Consider the following 16,148-nt stretch of genomic DNA (forward strand, 5'->3'; position numbering starts at 1 on the left):
TGAGGTAATTCCTTCAAAGCCGGGGAACATTCCCCAGTTCGAAGGCTTCTCCTGCCTCGCCTCAAATGCAAGCCACCCACCAACAAAAAACGCGGTGGCGGCCTGTGAGGACCAACCACCGCGTCAGCGGTTTAGTTCAACTTAATGTATACCGCAAAATCTGCGGAATAATCTGGGCATCGCGGGATAAACTGGTCATGAAATCCTCCTGAGAGTGGCTTGTAGCCTTGGTTTGCGCAGTTTTATTGGGTTTTTATACAAGTGTAAAACGTCCGATAAACCCCGCAGATATTTTGAAATCGATTCTAGGCTTCAAACAAGCTGATTTCTAAATTTGGGGTGCGTTTCGAAAGGCCGCTCCCGCTGCATCAGAGGCATTCAAGCCCTGCCCAGTTTCCCCTTCATCGACGCCCATCCTTGCCAACCCCTCGATGAATTGCCGGGCGACCAGCGCCCGGCAATTCATCCATCAGGCCGGTTCCGGCACGCTCGGCAGCCCTTCCAGGGCCATGGCCAGTTCACGTTCGTCATAGCTTTCGTCGGACAGTTCCCCTGCAAAATATTTTTGGTAGGAGGTCATGTCGAAGTGGCCATGGCCGGACAGGCAGAACAGGATGTTCTCCGCTTTGCCCTCGCGCTTGCAGCGCAGGGCTTCTTCGATGGCGCCCTTGACGGCGTGGTTGGCCTCAGGCGCGGGCACGATGCCTTCGTTGCGCGCAAACAGCACACCGGCTTCAAAGCACTCCACCTGGTTGTAGGCCACGGCTTCGATCAGGCCCAGTTCCTTGCAGTGCGACACCAGCGCCGCCATGCCGTGGTAGCGCAAGCCGCCGGCATGAAAACCGGGCGGTGTGAACTGGCTGCCCAGGGTGTGCATTTTGGTGAGCGGCGTCATGCCTGCGGTGTCGCCAAAATCATAGGCGTACTTGCCGCGCGTGAGTGACGGACAGGCGGCGGGCTCTACCGCCACAATGCGCGACTTCTCGCCCCCCCGCAAACCATGGCCGATGAAGGGGAAGGCAATGCCCGCAAAGTTGGAGCCGCCACCGGCGCAGCCAATGACCACATCCGGCCAGGCGTCGGCCATCTTCATCTGCTCCATCGCCTCCTGCCCGATGACGGTCTGGTGCAGCAGCACGTGATTCAGCACCGAGCCCAGTGCGTACTTGGTGTCTTCACGCTGCACAGCCAGCTCCACTGCTTCGGAAATTGCAATGCCCAGACTGCCGGGATGGTTGGGGTTCTTGGCCAGCACCGAGCGCCCAAATGCTGTCTCATTGGAGGGCGACGCCACACAGCGTGCACCGTAGGTCTCCATGACGGCGCGCCGGTAAGGCTTCTGGTCATAAGAGACCCGCACCTGGAACACTTCGACCTCCAGACCGTACAGCGAACCGGCAAACGCCAGCGAGGTACCCCACTGCCCGGCACCGGTCTCAGTGACCAGCCGCTTGACCCCGGCTTCCTTGTTGTAGAAGGCCTGCGGCACAGCCGTGTTGGGCTTGTGGCTGCCAGCGGGGCTGACACCTTCGTATTTGTAATAGATTTTGGCCGGTGTGCCGAGCGCCTTTTCAAGTCGATGGGCACGGAACAACGGCGCGGGCCGCCACAGACGATACACATCGCGCACGGGCTCAGGAATCTCGATCTCGCGCTCCTGGCTCACCTCTTGCATGATTAAAGCCATGGGGAAAAGCGGCGCCAGGTCGTCCGGGCCGACCGGCTGCAAGGTGCCCGGATGCAACACCGCGGGCGCTGCCTTGGGCAAGTCCGCCTGAATGTTGTACCAGAACCGTGGCATCTGGTTTTCTTCCAAAAGATACTTCGTCTGCATGCTCATAAATGCTCCAGAGTGAAATTGAAATGCACGAGGGGATGCCAAAGCGGCGGCACACAGTATGCACGAGCGCATGACGGACAGATATGAAGATATGAATTCTCTGTCTATGAAACATGCAGGTTGGCAATCTAAGATTGCCGCTTTTGAACAGGGAAACATCTCATGAAAATTGAAACCATTGCCGTGCATGGTGGCTACACGCCTGACCCCACCACCAAAGCCGTGGCGGTGCCGATTTACCAGACCGTCGCCTACGCGTTTGACAACACGCAGCATGGCGCTGATCTGTTTGACCTGAAAGTGGCAGGCAACATTTACAGCCGCATCATGAACCCCACCAACGCGGTGCTGGAAGCCCGCGTGGCGGCGATGGAGGGCGGCGTGGGCGCACTGGCTGTGGCCTCGGGCATGTCGGCCATTGCGTATGCCATTCAAACCATCACCGAGGCGGGCGACAACATCGTGTCGGCGTCCACACTCTACGGCGGCACTTACAACCTGTTTGCCCACACCTTCCCGCAGATGGGCATTGAGGTGCGCTTTGCAGACTACCGCGACCCGGCCTCCTTTGCCAAGTTGATTGATGCCCGCACCAAGGCCGTGTTTTGCGAAACCATTGGCAACCCGATGGGCAACATCACGGACCTGGCCGCGCTGGCCGCTGTGGCCCATGCCCATGGCGTGCCACTGATTGTGGACAACACGGTCGCAAGCCCGTATCTGTGCCGCCCGTTCGAGCATGGCGCCGATATCGTGGTGCACTCGCTGACCAAATACCTGGGCGGCCACGGCACCACCCTTGGCGGCATCATTGTTGACTCCGGCAAGTTCCCGTGGGCGGAGCACAAGGAACGCTTCAAGCGCCTCAACGAACCCGATGTGAGTTACCACGGCGTGGTCTATACCGAAGCACTCGGTGCCGCCGCCTACATCGGGCGGGCCCGCGTGGTGCCCCTGCGCAACATGGGCGCGGCCTTGAGCCCCATGAATGCATTCCAGATACTGCAGGGCATTGAAACGCTGGCCTTGCGCATGGACCGCATTTGTGACAACGCGCTGCGTGTGGCAAAACATCTGCAGTCCCACGCCAAAGTGGGCTGGGTCAACTACGCCGGCCTGCCCGACCATGCAGACCATGGCCTGGTGCAGAAATACCTGAGTGGCCGCGCCTCGGGCATCATCAGTTTCGGTCTCAAGGCCAGCGACAGCCTGGAGGCCGGTGCACGTTTTCAGGATGCGCTCAAGCTGTTCACCCGGCTGGTCAACATCGGCGACGCCAAATCACTGGCCTGCCATCCAGCGTCCACTACGCACCGCCAGCTCAACCCGGCCGAGCTGGCGAAGGCGGGCGTGAAACCGGACATGGTGCGGCTGTCCGTCGGCATCGAACACATTGACGATCTGATTGAAGATCTGGACCAGGCGCTGGCCGCCGTCTGAGTTCGTGTGACTGTCCAATACAGCGCAGGATCAATTTTGGCAAGTCAGATAAGCAACAAACTCAGTGACTGAACCGCACTACGGAAAGCCCCTTGACCGGGGCTTTTTTTTATCTTAGATTTGTCTGCAACCAATATCCGGAAAAATAATCATAAGACCAGCCGTTTGAGAAAAATCGTTTCACCCCGGTGAGACGCACCAATCAAAGGAGAGTCAACATGAATGTCTTCGCGCGGTATCAGGGGCGGTTTGTGGCCGCCCAGGAAGAGGAGATGTCGATCCAGGATTACCTGGAGCTCTGCAAGCGTGATCCTGCCGCCTATGCCAGCGTGGCCGAACGAATGCTGATGGCCATTGGCGAACCCGAACTGATAGACACCCGCAGCGAACCCCGGCTGTCGCGCATTTTTGCCAACAAGATGCTCAGGCGCTATCCCGCTTTTCGCGACCTCTATGGCATGGAGGAAGTCATTGAGCAAATCGTCTCCTACTTCCGGCACGCCGCGCAGGGCCTGGAGGAAAAAAAACAGATCCTGTACCTGCTCGGCCCGGTCGGTGGCGGCAAGTCGTCGCTGGCGGAAAAGCTCAAGTACCTGATTGAGATGGTGCCGATTTATGCGATCAAGGGCTCGCCGGTACACGAATCCCCCCTGGGCCTGTTCAACCCCATGGAAGACGCCCAGTTGCTGGAAGACGACTTCGGAATTCCGCGGCGCTACCTCGGCACCATCATGAGTCCCTGGGCCGTGAAACGGTTGCATGAGTTTGGGGGCGACATCACTCGTTTTCGGGTGGTCAAGCTGCGCCCGTCCGTCCTCTCGCAAATCGCGGTGTCCAAAACCGAACCGGGCGACGAGAACAACCAGGACATCTCCTCCCTGGTGGGCAAGATTGACATACGCAAACTGGAAACCTATTCACAAAGCGACCCGGACGCGTACTCCTACTCGGGTGGCCTGTGCCTGGCCAATCGTGGTGTGCTGGAATTCGTGGAGATGTTCAAGGCACCCATCAAGGTACTGCATCCGTTGCTGACCGCAACGCAGGAGGGCAACTACAAAGGCACCGAAGGGTTCGGTGCGATTCCGTTTGACGGCATGGTGCTGGCCCACTCCAACGAGGCTGAATGGCTGAGCTTCAAGAACAACCGCAACAACGAAGCGTTTCTTGACCGGATCTACATCGTCAAGGTACCCTACTCCTTGCGTGTATCAGACGAGATTCATATCTACGAAAAACTGTTGGCCAACTCCTCGCTGGCCAAGGCCCCTTGCGCACCCGACACGCTCAAGATGATGGCGCAGTTCTCCGTGCTGTCGCGTTTGAAGGAGCCGGAAAACTCCAGCATCTTCTCCAAGATGCGGGTGTATGACGGCGAGAACCTCAAGGATACCGACCCCAAGGCCAAGAGCTACCAGGAGTACCGCGATTTCGCAGGCGTCGATGAAGGCATGACGGGGCTGTCTACCCGGTTTGCCTTCAAGATTCTCTCCCGGGTGTTCAACTTTGACCACCGCGAAGTGGCGGCCAATCCGGTGCACCTGATGTATGTGCTGGAGCAGCAGATTGAGCAGGAGCAGTATCCGGCCGAGGTGGCCGACCGGTACATGCGCTACCTCAAGGAATACCTCTCGCCCCGTTACGCCGAATTCATCGGCAAGGAAATCCAGACCGCCTACCTGGAGAGCTACTCGGAGTATGGCCAGAACATCTTCGACCGTTACGTGACCTACGCCGACTTCTGGATTCAGGATCAGGAATACCGCGACACCAACACGGGCGAGATCCTGGACCGTGGCGCACTCAACAGCGAACTCGAAAAGATCGAGAAACCGGCCGGCATCTCCAACCCGAAAGACTTTCGCAATGAGGTGGTCAACTTCGTGTTGCGTGCCCGGGCCAAGAACGACGGCCAGAACCCGGCCTGGACCTCTTACGAAAAGCTGCGTGCCGTCATCGAGAAAAAGATGTTCTCCAACACCGAGGAATTGCTGCCGGTTATTTCGTTCACCACCAAGGCCAGCGGCGACGAGCAGAAGAAGCACAAGGATTTCGTAAACCGCATGATCAGCAAAGGCTATACCGAGAAGCAGGTGCGCCTGCTGTGCGAGTGGTACTTGCGGGTGCGCAAGTCATCCTAGGGCAGGGCCGGATGAACTGAACGGGAGCCTCACATGACGGTGCGGATCATCGACCGCCGGTTCGACAGCAAGCACAAGAGCTCGGTCAATCGCGGGCGCTTCATTGATCGTTTCAAGGGGCAGATTCGCAAAGCCGTCGCCGACGCCATCAACAAGCGCGGCATTCGCGACATCGAGAACGACGAAAAGATTGGCATCCCCGGCAAAGACATCGCAGAGCCCCAGTTTGAACAGGGGCGCGGTGGCGTCTGGGAGACCGTGCGTCCCGGCAATGATCGCTTCAGCAGCGGCGACCAGGTCGACCGGCCCCAGGGCGGAGCCGGTGGACAGGGCAAGGGACAGGCCAGCCAGGACGGTGAGGGCCTGGACGAGTTCCTCTTCACCCTGACCAAAGATGAATTTCTGGACATCTTCTTCGATGAGCTGGCCCTGCCGCACCTCGTCAAACAGCATCTGGCCCATGTCGAGCAGTACCGCCGGGTGCGCGCTGGCTACACGCAGAGCGGCGTGCCCACCAACATCAACCTGGCGCGCACCATGCGCGGGGCCGCAGGACGACGCATTGCGGTGGGCGGCCCGTATGCAGCCCAGTTGCGCGCGTTGATGGCCGAGCTGGATGAAAAAAAGAACAAGCTGGCTGACGATGACCCCGAGCTGGAACGCCTGCGCCGCGAGATTGTCCGCCTGCACGCCAAGATGGACAAGGTTCCGTTCGTGGATTCATTCGATCTGCGCTACACCAACCGCATCCGGGTGCCCCAGCCCAGCACGCAGGCGGTGATGTTCTGCCTGCTCGACGTCTCGGGGTCGATGGACGAGAGCCGCAAGAACATCGCCAAGCGGTTCTTCATGTTGCTCTATCTCTTTCTCACCCGCAATTACGAACGCATCGATGTCGTGTTCATCCGCCACCATACCGTGGCCAGCGAGGTCGATGAGGATGAATTCTTCACGTCGCGTGAATCGGGCGGCACCGTCGTCTCCAGCGCTCTGGAGCTCATGCACAAAATCATCACCGATCGCTATCCGAGCAGCCAGTGGAACATCTATGGGGCACAAGCGTCGGATGGTGACAACTGGAACGATGACTCCCCACGTTGCCGCGAACTGCTGGAACAAAAGCTGCTGCCGCTCACACAGTACTTTGCCTACATAGAGATCACGGAAGGGCCACCGCAGAACCTGTGGGAGGAGTACACCAAACTGGAAACCGCCCACGGCGATCACTTTGCGATGCGCCGCATCGCCACGGTGGCCGATATCTACCCCGTGTTTCGCGATCTCTTCAAACGACAGGTCTAGGCTCAACATGGCGCAAAAAAAACCCGCTACCCCCCTGCCGGTCGGGTCCGAGTGGACTTTTTTGGCGCTTGAGCAATACGACAAGGCCATCGGCCGTGTGGCCGCCGACTACCAGCTGGATTGCTATCCCCATCTGCTGGAAGTCATCAGTGCCGAGCAGATGATGGACGCCTACGCTTCCATTGGCATGCCGGTGTATTACAACCACTGGTCTTTCGGCAAGCATTTTCTGGCCACGGAGAACCGCTACAAGCGCGGCCAGATGGGCCTGGCCTACGAAATCGTCATCAATTCCAGCCCCTGCATCGCCTACCTGATGGAGGAGAACACCCTGCCCATGCAGGCACTGGTCATCGCCCATGCCGCCTACGGCCACAACTCCTTCTTCAAGGGCAACCACCTGTTCAAACAGTGGACCAGCGCCGATGCCATCATCGACTACCTCGTATTTGCCAAGCAGTTCATCGCCCGCTGCGAAGAGCAGCACGGTGTGAGGAGCGTAGAGCGATTGCTGGATGCCTGCCATTCCCTGCTGAATCTGGGGGTTGACCGGTTCAAGCGCTCGCCCAAGCTCTCGTTGGCAAAAGAGGCGCTGCGGCAAAAAGAACGCGCGGACTACCTCCAGGCCCAGGTCAATGACCTGTGGCGAACCCTGCCGCCCCACATGGAGGTGGGTGAAGCTGAACACGAAACACGGTTTCCGGCGGAACCCGAAGAGAACCTGCTCTACTTCATTGAAAAGAACGCGCCCTTGCTGGAGCCCTGGCAACGGGAAGTCATCCGCATTGTGCGCAAGATCGGGCAGTACTTCTACCCGCAGCGCCAAACCCAGGTCATGAACGAAGGCTGGGCATGCTTCTGGCATTACACGCTGCTCAACACGCTCTATGACGAGGGCGCGCTGTCAGACGGCTTCATGCTGGAGTTCCTGCAGTCGCACACCAATGTGGTGTACCAGCCGCCCTACAACAGCCCCCACTACTCAGGCATCAACCCTTACGCGCTGGGGTTTGCCATGTGGCGGGACATTCGCCGCATCTGCGAACAACCCAGCGCTGAAGACCGCGAGTGGTTTCCCGACATCGCCGGCTCAGACTGGCGTGAGACCTTTGAGTTTGCCATGCAGAACTTCAAGGACGAGAGCTTCATCGCCCAGTATCTCTCGCCCCAGCTGATGCGCGAGTTCCGCTTCTTCTCGGTGCTTGACGACGACGCCCGCGAGAAGCTGCAGATACAGGCGATTCATGACGACAGCGGCTACCGGGCCTTGCGCCTCCAGCTCTCTGACCAGTACAACCTGGGCAGTCGCGAACCCAATATCCAGGTCTGGAACGTGGACCTGCGCGGCGACCGGTCCTTGACCCTGCGCCACTATGCCCACCTGCGCCGGCCACTGGATGAATCCAGCAAAGCGGTGCTGGAGCACGTGGCCTACCTGTGGGGTTTCACGGTGCGACTGGAGAGCGAAGACAACGACGGCCGGGTCACCCTGATTGCCGAGCGCATGCGCGAAAGGCGCACCGGCCACGCGGGAGCCGGCCCCTGAGGGGACTGTCAAGATGCAGACCGGCACCTCGCTGCTGCACATTCCGTACCGCGGTACCGCAACGGCTGGCGGTGCTGCCCGATGTACCCACGGTGGCCGCAAGCTGATTCAGCGCGAGATCGAGCGCTGGAAACCTGTGATTCAATCGGGGCGCGTGAAGGCAGATTGAGAAGAATCAACAAAGGCGCTAGCGAGAAAATGACAAACCCGAAAACAGTCCTCATCACGGGCTGCTCCAGCGGCATTGGGGAAGCTCTGGCCCAGGAGTTTCATCGGCGCGGGCATCGCGTGATCGCCACGGCACGCCGCATCGAATCGCTGCAGGCACTGGCCAAGCTGGGCGTGCTTACGCTGGCACTGGACGTCAATGACAGCGCCAGCATTGCCGCCGCCCTGACCGCCCTGCAAGGCGAGGTGGAGCACATCGACATCCTGATCAACAACGCGGGCTACGGCCAGTTTGGTGCGGTCATGGACGCTGAGCCAGACGACCTGCGTCGTCAGTTTGAAACCAATGTGTTTGCGCCAGTGGCGTTGTCACGGGCAGCCTTGCCACTGCTGCGAAAACGCGGCAGTGCATGCATTGCCAACATGGGCAGCATCTCCGGTATCGTGACAACGCCATTTGCAGGCGTCTATTGCGCCAGCAAAGCGGCCTTGCATGCCTTGTCGGACGCGATGCGCATGGAGCTGGCACCCCTGGGCGTGCGCGTCGTCACCATTCAGCCAGGTGGCATTGCCTCCAAGTTTGGTGCCACCGGTGAGGCCCAGGTCAAGCTGCCCCAAGGCTCGCTCTACGCGCCCATTTCACGTTTTGTCATGGGACGCGCCAAGGCTTCACAGCGGGGGGCGACACCGGTCGATGCGTTCGCCCGGGAGGTTGCCAGCCATTTGCTGCAGGCCGACCCCATGGCGGTTTGCCGCACAGGCGCCCAGAGCACACGACTGCCGCTCCTCAAACGCTGGCTGCCCACGCGCATGCTGGACCAAAAAATGCAAAAGCTTTTTGGGCTGGACCAGCTCTGACAGGGCAGCTACAAGTTACAACCGGCTTTTGCTGAGCAAGCGATCCGCATACTGCTGCCAGCTGGCGTCTTTTGGCAGATCGTCAAACACACCATCACGGCTTTGTTGTGCCACCCAGTCGTGTTTCCCGGCGATCGCCGTTGCCATCCACGGCTCGAAACCCGCCTCGCGCACGGTATTGGCCGCCTCCCGCATTTCCTCGGCGCGACGCTTGCCATGCTGGGCCACGCGGCTGAAAAAATAGGCGCCGGTCTTCTCCCAGTCGATGGACGGAAAGGTCTCGGCCAGGGTGGGCAACACATGGTCTTCCACACCATAGGCGCGGGCCGTGGTGTAACTCTCAATCACCAGCGCCTCCAGCCCCTTGATCATCACGCTGCGGGACATCTTGATGGCTGAAGCCACGCCGATCGCGGTGGCAACAGCCTTGGTGTCCATGCCAAAACCGCGCAGTTTGTCTGCCAGCGCCTCCGCCTGTGCACCACCCAGCAACATGGGAACCCGAATCCCGTAGGGCGGCACCGAGGTCATGACACCCGCTTCCACGTAATGGGCACCGGCCGCGTCAATGAGTTGCGCGGCCTGTTGCTTGGTGCCGGGGGATGCCGAATTGAGATCCAGAAAAATGGCGCCGGGGCGAATATGCGGTGCTGCCGCCTGCGCCACGGCCAGCGTGTTGGAGGCGGTAACGGCCGAGATCACCAAGTCCGCGCCCGCGCATACGGCTTGCATCGAAAGACATGCCTGCACGCCAGCCTGGGCCGCATGGGCCAGCTCGGCGTCACGCACCGCAGCCGACGCAACGGCGGCGTCAAACTTGAGGTCCCACGCGCTCACGCCAGTGACGCTGGGCTTGAGCCCGGCGGCGAAGATCTTGCCCACCTCGCCGTAGCCCACCATGCCGATGTGTTCCAGCTTCATTGCACGCCCTTCTCGAGAGTTGATCTGCCGGCTTGTTGTTGAAGGCCTATTGCTTCGGGATCTTGGCGCGGGTGATCACGTCACCCCAGCGCTTGATTTCGCTGGCCAGCAATTCGGACGCCTGCTCAGGCGAGCTGGAGCGCGCCTCCACGTTCAGGTCGTGCAGTTTCTTCTTCACGTCGGGGGCGTTGACAGCGGCGGTCACTTCCTTGTTCAGGCGCGCGATCACGTCCTTCGGCGTTTTGGCCGGGGCAGCCAGCGCGTTCCAGCTCGCCGCCACGTAGGTAGGCAGGCCACTTTCCTTCGCAGTCGGCACGTCGGGCAGGATGGCCGCGCGTTTGTCACCGGTGACGGCGAGTGCGCGCAGGGCTTTGGCATTGATCTGCGGCAGGACCGGGCCCAGGATTTCGACAGCGGCGTCGATCTGCCCACCGCGCAACGCGGTGATCACGGCCGGGGTGCCGTTGAACGGCACGATCTGCACGTCTGCACCGGAGCTGCTCTTGAACAGCTCAGCCGCCAGGTTTTGCGTGCTGCCGATGTTGATGCTGCCCACATTGAGCTTGCCGGGATTGGCCCGGGCATTGGCCAGCAACTCGCCCAATGTCTTGAATTTCGAATCGGCGGGGACGACGATGGCGATGTCAAAAAAGCCCAGGGTCGACACCGGGGCGAAATCGCGCACGGGGTCAAATGGCAGGGACTTGAACAGGCCGGCACTGACCGCCGTGCCATTGGACATCAGCAGCAAGGTGTGGCCATCAGGCTCCGCCTTGGCCACCGTGTCCCCCGCCACCACACCGCCCGCGCCGGGCTTGTTTTCGATCACCACGGGTTGCCCGAGCGATTCGCTGAGCTTTTGTGCGACGGTGCGCGCGGTCAGGTCGGCCACGCCACCGGCGCCGAAGGGCACCACGATCCTGATGGCTTTGGTGGGAAACGCCGGCGTTGTGGTCTGGGCCGTGGCAGCGTGGGCCGCCAGCAAGGCAACAGCCAGGCTGGCTATGAAAGACTTGATGTTCATGGTGTGGTCCCTGCAAATAAATATGGAAGAAATTGGCCTCTAGCCCCCGTCGAATAAGCCTAATACGCTATCAATTCAGGAGCACCCGGAAAACTACCGCGCAACACCCAGCAGTTTGTCCAGCAGCGCGGGCTGATCCTGCAAGCTGCTGGCCGTACCGGAGTACACCACCGTGCCACGGTCCAGCACTGCCGCCGTGTCAGAGATCGCCAGAATCGCCTGAGGGTGTTGTTCCACGATGATGGCCGAGAGGCCCTCCTCGCGCGTAATACGTCGAATGGCGCGCAGCAACTCCTGCACGATGATCGGGGCCAGCCCCTCGCAGGGTTCGTCCAGCAACAGCAAGGTCGGGTTCAACACGAGGGCGCGGCCCAGGGCCAGCATCTGCTGTTCACCGCCGGACAGTTGCGTACCCAGGTTGGTCTTGCGCTCGGCCAGCCTTGGAAACAACTCGTACACGCGCTCAGGGGTCCAGGGACTCGATGTGCGGCCTTTCCTGGCCGGTCGCGCCACGGCCGTGAGGTTTTCATGCACGGTGAGCGACTTGAAAATATTGCGCTCCTGCGGCACCCAGCCTATGCCCGCCGCCGCCCGCTCATGCGACGGCAGCTTGTGCAGCGCCACGCCACCCAGCGTGATGCTGCCGCCATGCTGGCGCGTGGCACCGGCCAGTGTGTTGATCAATGTGGTCTTGCCGGTGCCGTTGCGCCCGAGCAAGGCCAGGGTCTTGCCTTCATCGAGCGAGAGCGACACGTCATGCAGCACCACGGCCTCACCGTAGCCGGCGCTCAAGGTTTGTACTTTAAGCAAATCAGACATTTGAAATCTCGTCACCGTGGCCCAGATACACCGCCTTGACCCGAGGGTCGTTGGCGATCGTGTCCGGGTCGCCTTCCGTCAAAACGGTGCCGTTGACCAGCACGGTCATGCGTTTGGCAAAACTGAACACCAGGTCCATGTCGTGCTCAATCAGCAAGATCGACACATCGGCCGGCAGTGCCGCCACTGTTTGCAGCAGCTCTTCGCGCTCGCCCGCCGGCACACCAGCCACGGGCTCGTCCAGCAGCAACACGCGCGGCTCGCAGGCCAGGGCAATCGCGATTTCCAGCAGACGGCGCTTGCCATAGGCCAGCACACGGGTTTCCTGCGACATGACCGCGGTCAGGTGAAACTGCTCCAGCAACTGCTCGCAACGTTCGGTCACGCCCTTGCGTGCGCCCAGGGCCTGCCACCATTTACCGCCCAGTCCCTGATGCTGTGACACCGTCATCGCCAGCGTCTCCAGCGGCGTGAGCGTGTCAAACAACTGGTTGATCTGGAAGGTGCGCACCATACCGCGGCGTACCCGCTGGTAGGGAGCCAGCTCCGTGATGTCCTGCCCTTCCAGAATGATTGACCCGGAAGTGGGCTGCAGCACGCCGGTCAGCAGGTTTATGAGTGTTGTCTTGCCCGCCCCATTGGGGCCGATCAAGGCATGGCGTGCGCCTTTTTTGAGGTCGAGCGTCACGTTGTTGGTGGCCGTGATGCCGCCAAAGCGCATGACCAGTCCCTGCGCAGACAGCACGGTGTCTGCCGCGCCTGAATGAGTGGCGCCGCTCATGATTTACTCCCGCGAGTTCCCCAGGTCCAGGGGCGGATGAGACGTTCACGCCCCACCAGTACCAGCACCACTAAAAACAGACCGATCCAGAAGGTCCAGTACTGCGGCGTGATGCTGGAAATTGCATCCTGCATCAGCTTGAACACAATGGCACCGGCCACGCCACCATACAACCAGCCCACACCACCAATCACCAGGATCAGCATCACATCGGCCGAACGGTGAAACTCGAACACATCCAGCGACGCAAAACCCGTAGTTTGCGCCAGCAACGCACCCGCGGCACCCGCCAGTGCGGCCGCCACCGTGTACACGACGGCCAGACGACTGGCGACAGGAATGCCGATGGCCATGGCACGCAACCGGTTGTCGCGGATGGCCTTGAGCGTGGCGCCAAAAGGCGAGTTCACAAAACGGCGCGCCAGCACAAAAACCAGCAGCAGGACGGTCAGTGAATACCAGGCCGCGGTACGACCGCTCAGATCAAACTCAAACTTGCCCAGCAGCGGCCCCATCACCACGCCCTGCAGCCCGTCGGCGCCGCCCGTGAGCCAGTCCAGCTTGTTGGCCAGCTCCATCAGAATCAGGCCGACGCCGAGCGTGACCATGAGCCGGGTGAGATCGGTGCCGCGCAGGATGGTGGCGCTGCACAGCGCCCCCAGGATGCCAGCCGTCGCCACGCCCACCACCAGCCCCAGCAGCGGATCGGGCATCACCAGCTTGGCAAACAGTGCCGCCGAATAGGCGCCCATGCCGAAGAATGCAGCGTGCCCCAGCGACACAATGCCGGTGTAACCCAGAATCAGATCCAGCGACAGCGCGAACAGAGCGACGATGGCAATTTCATTGATGATCAGCGCATGGCTGGACAGAAGAAAGGGTGAGGCCAGCGCCAGCAACCACAACGCGTACTCCCAGATCTTCCAGCGGCCACTCTTGAGCAGAAGGTTTTGCGAGTCCGTCATGACTTGCCCCCCTGGCGCACAAACAGGCCTTGCGGGCGCCAGACCAGAATCACGATCATCAGGCCGTATACGATGAAGCCACCCATCTTGGGGATGTAGTACTTGCCCGCCACATCGGCGATGCCCAGCAGCAGGGCCGCCAGCAGCGGACCGGTGATGGAAGACGTGCCGCCCACCGCCACCACGATCAGGAAGTAAATCATGAATTTCAATGGAAAGCTGGGGTCCAGGCCCAATACCTCGGCCCCGAGCGCACCGCCCAGGCCGGCCAGACCGGAACCGACTGCGAAGGTGCCCAGGAACACCATGTTCACATTGATGCCCAACCCGGCCGCCACGCGTTGATCGTCCACCGAGGCGCGCAAGCGGCTGCCGAAGCGGGTCTTGGCGAGTACATACTGCAGAGCCACCGTGAGCGCCGCGCACACCGCAATAATGAACAGCCGGTAATGCCCCATGCCCAGCATCCAGGCGCCTTCACCCAGCTCGGTACGGCCCTTGAGCCATTCGGGTAGCTGAACATTCTGCTGGCTGGAGCCAATGAAGTAATCGACGCTGGCCACCGCCATGAAGGTCAACCCAATGGAAAACAGAACCTGGTCCAGGTGGGGCTTGTGGTACAGCGGACGGTACAGCGTGCGCTCCAGCACGCCCCCCAATAACGCAGAGCCGAGAAACGCCAGCGGCAGGCACACCAGAAAGGGCACGTCCAGGCGTTGCATCAGCAACACGGTGATGTAGCCGCCCACCATGGCGAACGCGCCATGCGCCAGGTTGATGAAGTTCATCAAGCCCATGGTCACCGCCAGGCCAACGGCCAGAATGAACAACAACATGCCGTAGGCAATGCCGTCAAAAAGAATGGTCAACATAGTTCTTCTGGCTCACGCCATAGCTGGCGCCCGGTCTGCGAAGACCGGACGCCAGTGACTGAAAAGCAATCCCTGCGGGACGCTGACTTATTTGTTTTTGCCCGGATCCTTGACGTCCTTGATCACGTCAAATTCCACGTTGTGAAGTTGGCCATTAAGCTTTTCAACCTTGCGCAGATAGATGTTCTGCACCACGTCACGCGTTTGTGCATCAATGAACATCGGGCCGCGCGGGCTCTCGAAAATCTGGCCTTTCATGGCCGCCAGCAGGGCATCCCCACCGCCTGCACCTTTGGTGATTTTCAGCGCTTCATAAATCACGCGCATGCCGTCATAGCCGCCAACGGCCATGAAGTTGGGTCGCATGCCCCTGTTTGCCTTGCCGAAGGCTTCCACAAACTTCTTGTTCATGGCCGATGGATGCGCCGCAGCGTAGTGGTGGGAAGTCACCACACCCAGGGCGCCCTCGCCCATGTCGTTCAACTGATCGTCGTCGGTGATGTCGCCGGTACCGATCAGTTTGATGCCCGCCTTGTCCATGCCGCGCTCAAGAAACTGCTTCATGACCGCAGCCCCTGCGCCGGATGGCACAAACACAAACAGCGCGTCGGGCTTGGCGTCCCGCACTTTTTGCAGGAACGGGGCAAAGTCCGGACCACGCAGCGGCACGCGCAAGGACTCGGTGACTTGACCACCATTGAAGACGAAGCGTTCCTTGAAGTATTTCTCGGCGTCAATGCCCGGGCCGTAATCACTGACCAGCGTCACCACTTTCTTGATGCCATTCTTGGGGGCCCAGTCGCCCATTGCGACCGCTGCCTGCGGCAGCGTGAAGCTGGTGCGAACGATATAGGGAGAAGCTTGTGTGATGCTGCTTGTAGCCGCCGCCATCACTACCATCGGGGTTTTGGACTGCGTGGCAATCGGCGCGGTGGCCAGGGCAGAAGGCGTGATGCCAAAACCGGCCAACACATTGACCTTGTCGTTCACCACCAGTTCTTGCGCCATGCGTTTGGTCACGTCTGGAATGCTGGTGTCGTCCTTGACGATCAGCTCGATCTTCTTGCCAGCGACCGTGTCGCCGTTTTGCGCCATGTAGAGCCGGGCCGCCGCTTCAATCTGGCGACCGGTGCTTGCCTGCTGCCCGGTCATGGGCAGGATCAGGCCAATTTTGAATTTGTTGTCTTGTGCTACTGAATTCGTAGCAGCCAGTGCAACGATGGCAAGCGCTGTGGCGTGAAGGAATAGTCGTTTTTGCATGTCATGTCTCCTGGAGGGTGATCGAATTCAGAACTCTCCACTACTGTGACGGCAAAAGCAACCCGTCGCAATAGAGATTTCCGACTGCTTGTTATAACAATTTGAAATAACCAGACTCAACGGTGCCGGTTTCAGCAAGTCCCAAAAGTATTTCTCGTTTCCAGCATTGATCATCCTGCCTTGGCAAGTCGAGACAAGACCTGGCACTTTT

At 60.2% G+C, this 16,148-nt stretch carries 14 protein-coding genes; 6 read left to right on the forward strand and 8 right to left on the reverse strand.

The window, feature by feature from the left end; genetic code table 11:
* Nucleotides 1–469: 469 nt before the first annotated feature.
* Nucleotides 470–1,840, reverse strand: coding sequence for a TrpB-like pyridoxal phosphate-dependent enzyme (locus Q7T10_RS17075; protein ID WP_304750549.1), 1,371 nt, complete (start codon nucleotides 1,838–1,840; stop codon nucleotides 470–472).
* A gap of 162 nt (nucleotides 1,841–2,002) precedes the next feature.
* On the opposite strand from Q7T10_RS17075, the gene Q7T10_RS17080 reads away from it, so the two are divergent.
* From Q7T10_RS17080 to Q7T10_RS17105, 6 genes are all read left to right on the forward strand, one after another.
* Nucleotides 2,003–3,280, forward strand: a complete 1,278-nt coding sequence (locus tag Q7T10_RS17080; protein ID WP_304750551.1) for an O-acetylhomoserine aminocarboxypropyltransferase/cysteine synthase family protein — start codon at nucleotides 2,003–2,005, stop codon at nucleotides 3,278–3,280.
* A 218-nt stretch (nucleotides 3,281–3,498) separates the two neighbouring features.
* Entirely contained in the window at nucleotides 3,499–5,421 is a 1,923-nt protein-coding gene (locus Q7T10_RS17085; RefSeq protein WP_304750553.1) for a PrkA family serine protein kinase, read from the forward strand.
* 33 nt (nucleotides 5,422–5,454) lie between these two features.
* Nucleotides 5,455–6,723 carry a YeaH/YhbH family protein gene (locus Q7T10_RS17090; RefSeq protein WP_304750554.1) on the forward strand — a complete coding sequence of 423 codons (1,269 nt, stop codon included), beginning with the start codon at nucleotides 5,455–5,457 and terminating at the stop codon, nucleotides 6,721–6,723.
* Nucleotides 6,724–6,730: 7 nt separating this feature from the next.
* On the forward strand, nucleotides 6,731–8,269 hold the full coding sequence (locus Q7T10_RS17095; protein WP_304750556.1) for a SpoVR family protein: 1,539 nt from the start codon (nucleotides 6,731–6,733) through the stop codon (nucleotides 8,267–8,269).
* A 13-nt stretch (nucleotides 8,270–8,282) separates the two neighbouring features.
* Nucleotides 8,283–8,438 carry a hypothetical protein gene (locus tag Q7T10_RS17100; RefSeq protein ID WP_304750557.1) on the forward strand — a complete coding sequence of 52 codons (156 nt, stop codon included), beginning with the start codon at nucleotides 8,283–8,285 and terminating at the stop codon, nucleotides 8,436–8,438.
* Between the two features lie 29 nt (nucleotides 8,439–8,467).
* The gene (locus tag Q7T10_RS17105) at nucleotides 8,468–9,295 is read left to right on the forward strand and encodes an SDR family NAD(P)-dependent oxidoreductase (RefSeq protein WP_304750559.1); all 828 of its coding nucleotides are present in this window, start codon (nucleotides 8,468–8,470) and stop codon (nucleotides 9,293–9,295) included.
* A gap of 15 nt (nucleotides 9,296–9,310) precedes the next feature.
* Here Q7T10_RS17105 and Q7T10_RS17110 read toward each other — a convergent pair whose 3' ends face one another.
* The 7 genes from Q7T10_RS17110 to Q7T10_RS17140 form a co-directional block, all read right to left on the reverse strand.
* Nucleotides 9,311–10,216 carry an NAD(P)-dependent oxidoreductase gene (locus Q7T10_RS17110; RefSeq protein ID WP_304750561.1) on the reverse strand — a complete coding sequence of 302 codons (906 nt, stop codon included), beginning with the start codon at nucleotides 10,214–10,216 and terminating at the stop codon, nucleotides 9,311–9,313.
* Nucleotides 10,217–10,262: 46 nt separating this feature from the next.
* Nucleotides 10,263–11,240 carry a tripartite tricarboxylate transporter substrate binding protein gene (locus Q7T10_RS17115; RefSeq protein WP_304750562.1) on the reverse strand — a complete coding sequence of 326 codons (978 nt, stop codon included), beginning with the start codon at nucleotides 11,238–11,240 and terminating at the stop codon, nucleotides 10,263–10,265.
* Between the two features lie 93 nt (nucleotides 11,241–11,333).
* A complete protein-coding gene (locus tag Q7T10_RS17120) occupies nucleotides 11,334–12,059 on the reverse strand; it encodes an ABC transporter ATP-binding protein (RefSeq protein WP_304750563.1) in 726 nt (241 codons plus the stop codon).
* On the reverse strand, nucleotides 12,052–12,840 hold the full coding sequence (locus Q7T10_RS17125) for an ABC transporter ATP-binding protein (protein WP_304750565.1): 789 nt from the start codon (nucleotides 12,838–12,840) through the stop codon (nucleotides 12,052–12,054). The genes Q7T10_RS17120 and Q7T10_RS17125 overlap by 8 nt, the downstream gene beginning before the upstream one ends.
* Nucleotides 12,837–13,805: a branched-chain amino acid ABC transporter permease gene (locus tag Q7T10_RS17130; RefSeq protein WP_304750566.1), complete on the reverse strand. Its 969-nt coding sequence runs from the start codon at nucleotides 13,803–13,805 to the stop codon at nucleotides 12,837–12,839. The genes Q7T10_RS17125 and Q7T10_RS17130 overlap by 4 nt, the downstream gene beginning before the upstream one ends.
* Entirely contained in the window at nucleotides 13,802–14,677 is an 876-nt protein-coding gene (locus tag Q7T10_RS17135; RefSeq protein WP_304750567.1) for a branched-chain amino acid ABC transporter permease, read from the reverse strand. Before Q7T10_RS17135 ends, Q7T10_RS17130 begins: the two co-directional genes overlap by 4 nt.
* Nucleotides 14,678–14,764: 87 nt before the next feature.
* Complete coding sequence (locus tag Q7T10_RS17140) at nucleotides 14,765–15,937, reverse strand: ABC transporter substrate-binding protein (RefSeq protein WP_304750569.1); 1,173 nt, start codon at nucleotides 15,935–15,937, stop codon at nucleotides 14,765–14,767.
* Nucleotides 15,938–16,148 lie beyond the last annotated feature (211 nt).

Origin of the sequence: Rhodoferax sp. (genome assembly GCF_030646845.1) — a bacterium.
In the GTDB taxonomy this organism is placed as follows: Bacteria; Pseudomonadota; Gammaproteobacteria; order Burkholderiales; family Burkholderiaceae_C; genus Rhodoferax.

Bases quoted from the DNA above. Each gene is read 5' to 3' on its own strand.
- Q7T10_RS17075 (WP_304750549.1), bottom strand. From the start codon at position 1,840: ATGAGCATGCAGACGAAGTATCTTTTGGAAGAAAACCAGATGCCACGG.
- Q7T10_RS17080 (WP_304750551.1), top strand. From the start codon at position 2,003: ATGAAAATTGAAACCATTGCCGTGCATGGTGGCTACACGCCTGACCCC.
- Q7T10_RS17085 (WP_304750553.1), top strand. From the start codon at position 3,499: ATGAATGTCTTCGCGCGGTATCAGGGGCGGTTTGTGGCCGCCCAGGAA.
- Q7T10_RS17090 (WP_304750554.1), top strand. From the start codon at position 5,455: ATGACGGTGCGGATCATCGACCGCCGGTTCGACAGCAAGCACAAGAGC.
- Q7T10_RS17095 (WP_304750556.1), top strand. From the start codon at position 6,731: ATGGCGCAAAAAAAACCCGCTACCCCCCTGCCGGTCGGGTCCGAGTGG.
- Q7T10_RS17100 (WP_304750557.1), top strand. From the start codon at position 8,283: ATGCAGACCGGCACCTCGCTGCTGCACATTCCGTACCGCGGTACCGCA.
- Q7T10_RS17105 (WP_304750559.1), top strand. From the start codon at position 8,468: ATGACAAACCCGAAAACAGTCCTCATCACGGGCTGCTCCAGCGGCATT.
- Q7T10_RS17110 (WP_304750561.1), bottom strand. From the start codon at position 10,216: ATGAAGCTGGAACACATCGGCATGGTGGGCTACGGCGAGGTGGGCAAG.
- Q7T10_RS17115 (WP_304750562.1), bottom strand. From the start codon at position 11,240: ATGAACATCAAGTCTTTCATAGCCAGCCTGGCTGTTGCCTTGCTGGCG.
- Q7T10_RS17120 (WP_304750563.1), bottom strand. From the start codon at position 12,059: ATGTCTGATTTGCTTAAAGTACAAACCTTGAGCGCCGGCTACGGTGAG.
- Q7T10_RS17125 (WP_304750565.1), bottom strand. From the start codon at position 12,840: ATGAGCGGCGCCACTCATTCAGGCGCGGCAGACACCGTGCTGTCTGCG.
- Q7T10_RS17130 (WP_304750566.1), bottom strand. From the start codon at position 13,805: ATGACGGACTCGCAAAACCTTCTGCTCAAGAGTGGCCGCTGGAAGATC.
- Q7T10_RS17135 (WP_304750567.1), bottom strand. From the start codon at position 14,677: ATGTTGACCATTCTTTTTGACGGCATTGCCTACGGCATGTTGTTGTTC.
- Q7T10_RS17140 (WP_304750569.1), bottom strand. From the start codon at position 15,937: ATGCAAAAACGACTATTCCTTCACGCCACAGCGCTTGCCATCGTTGCA.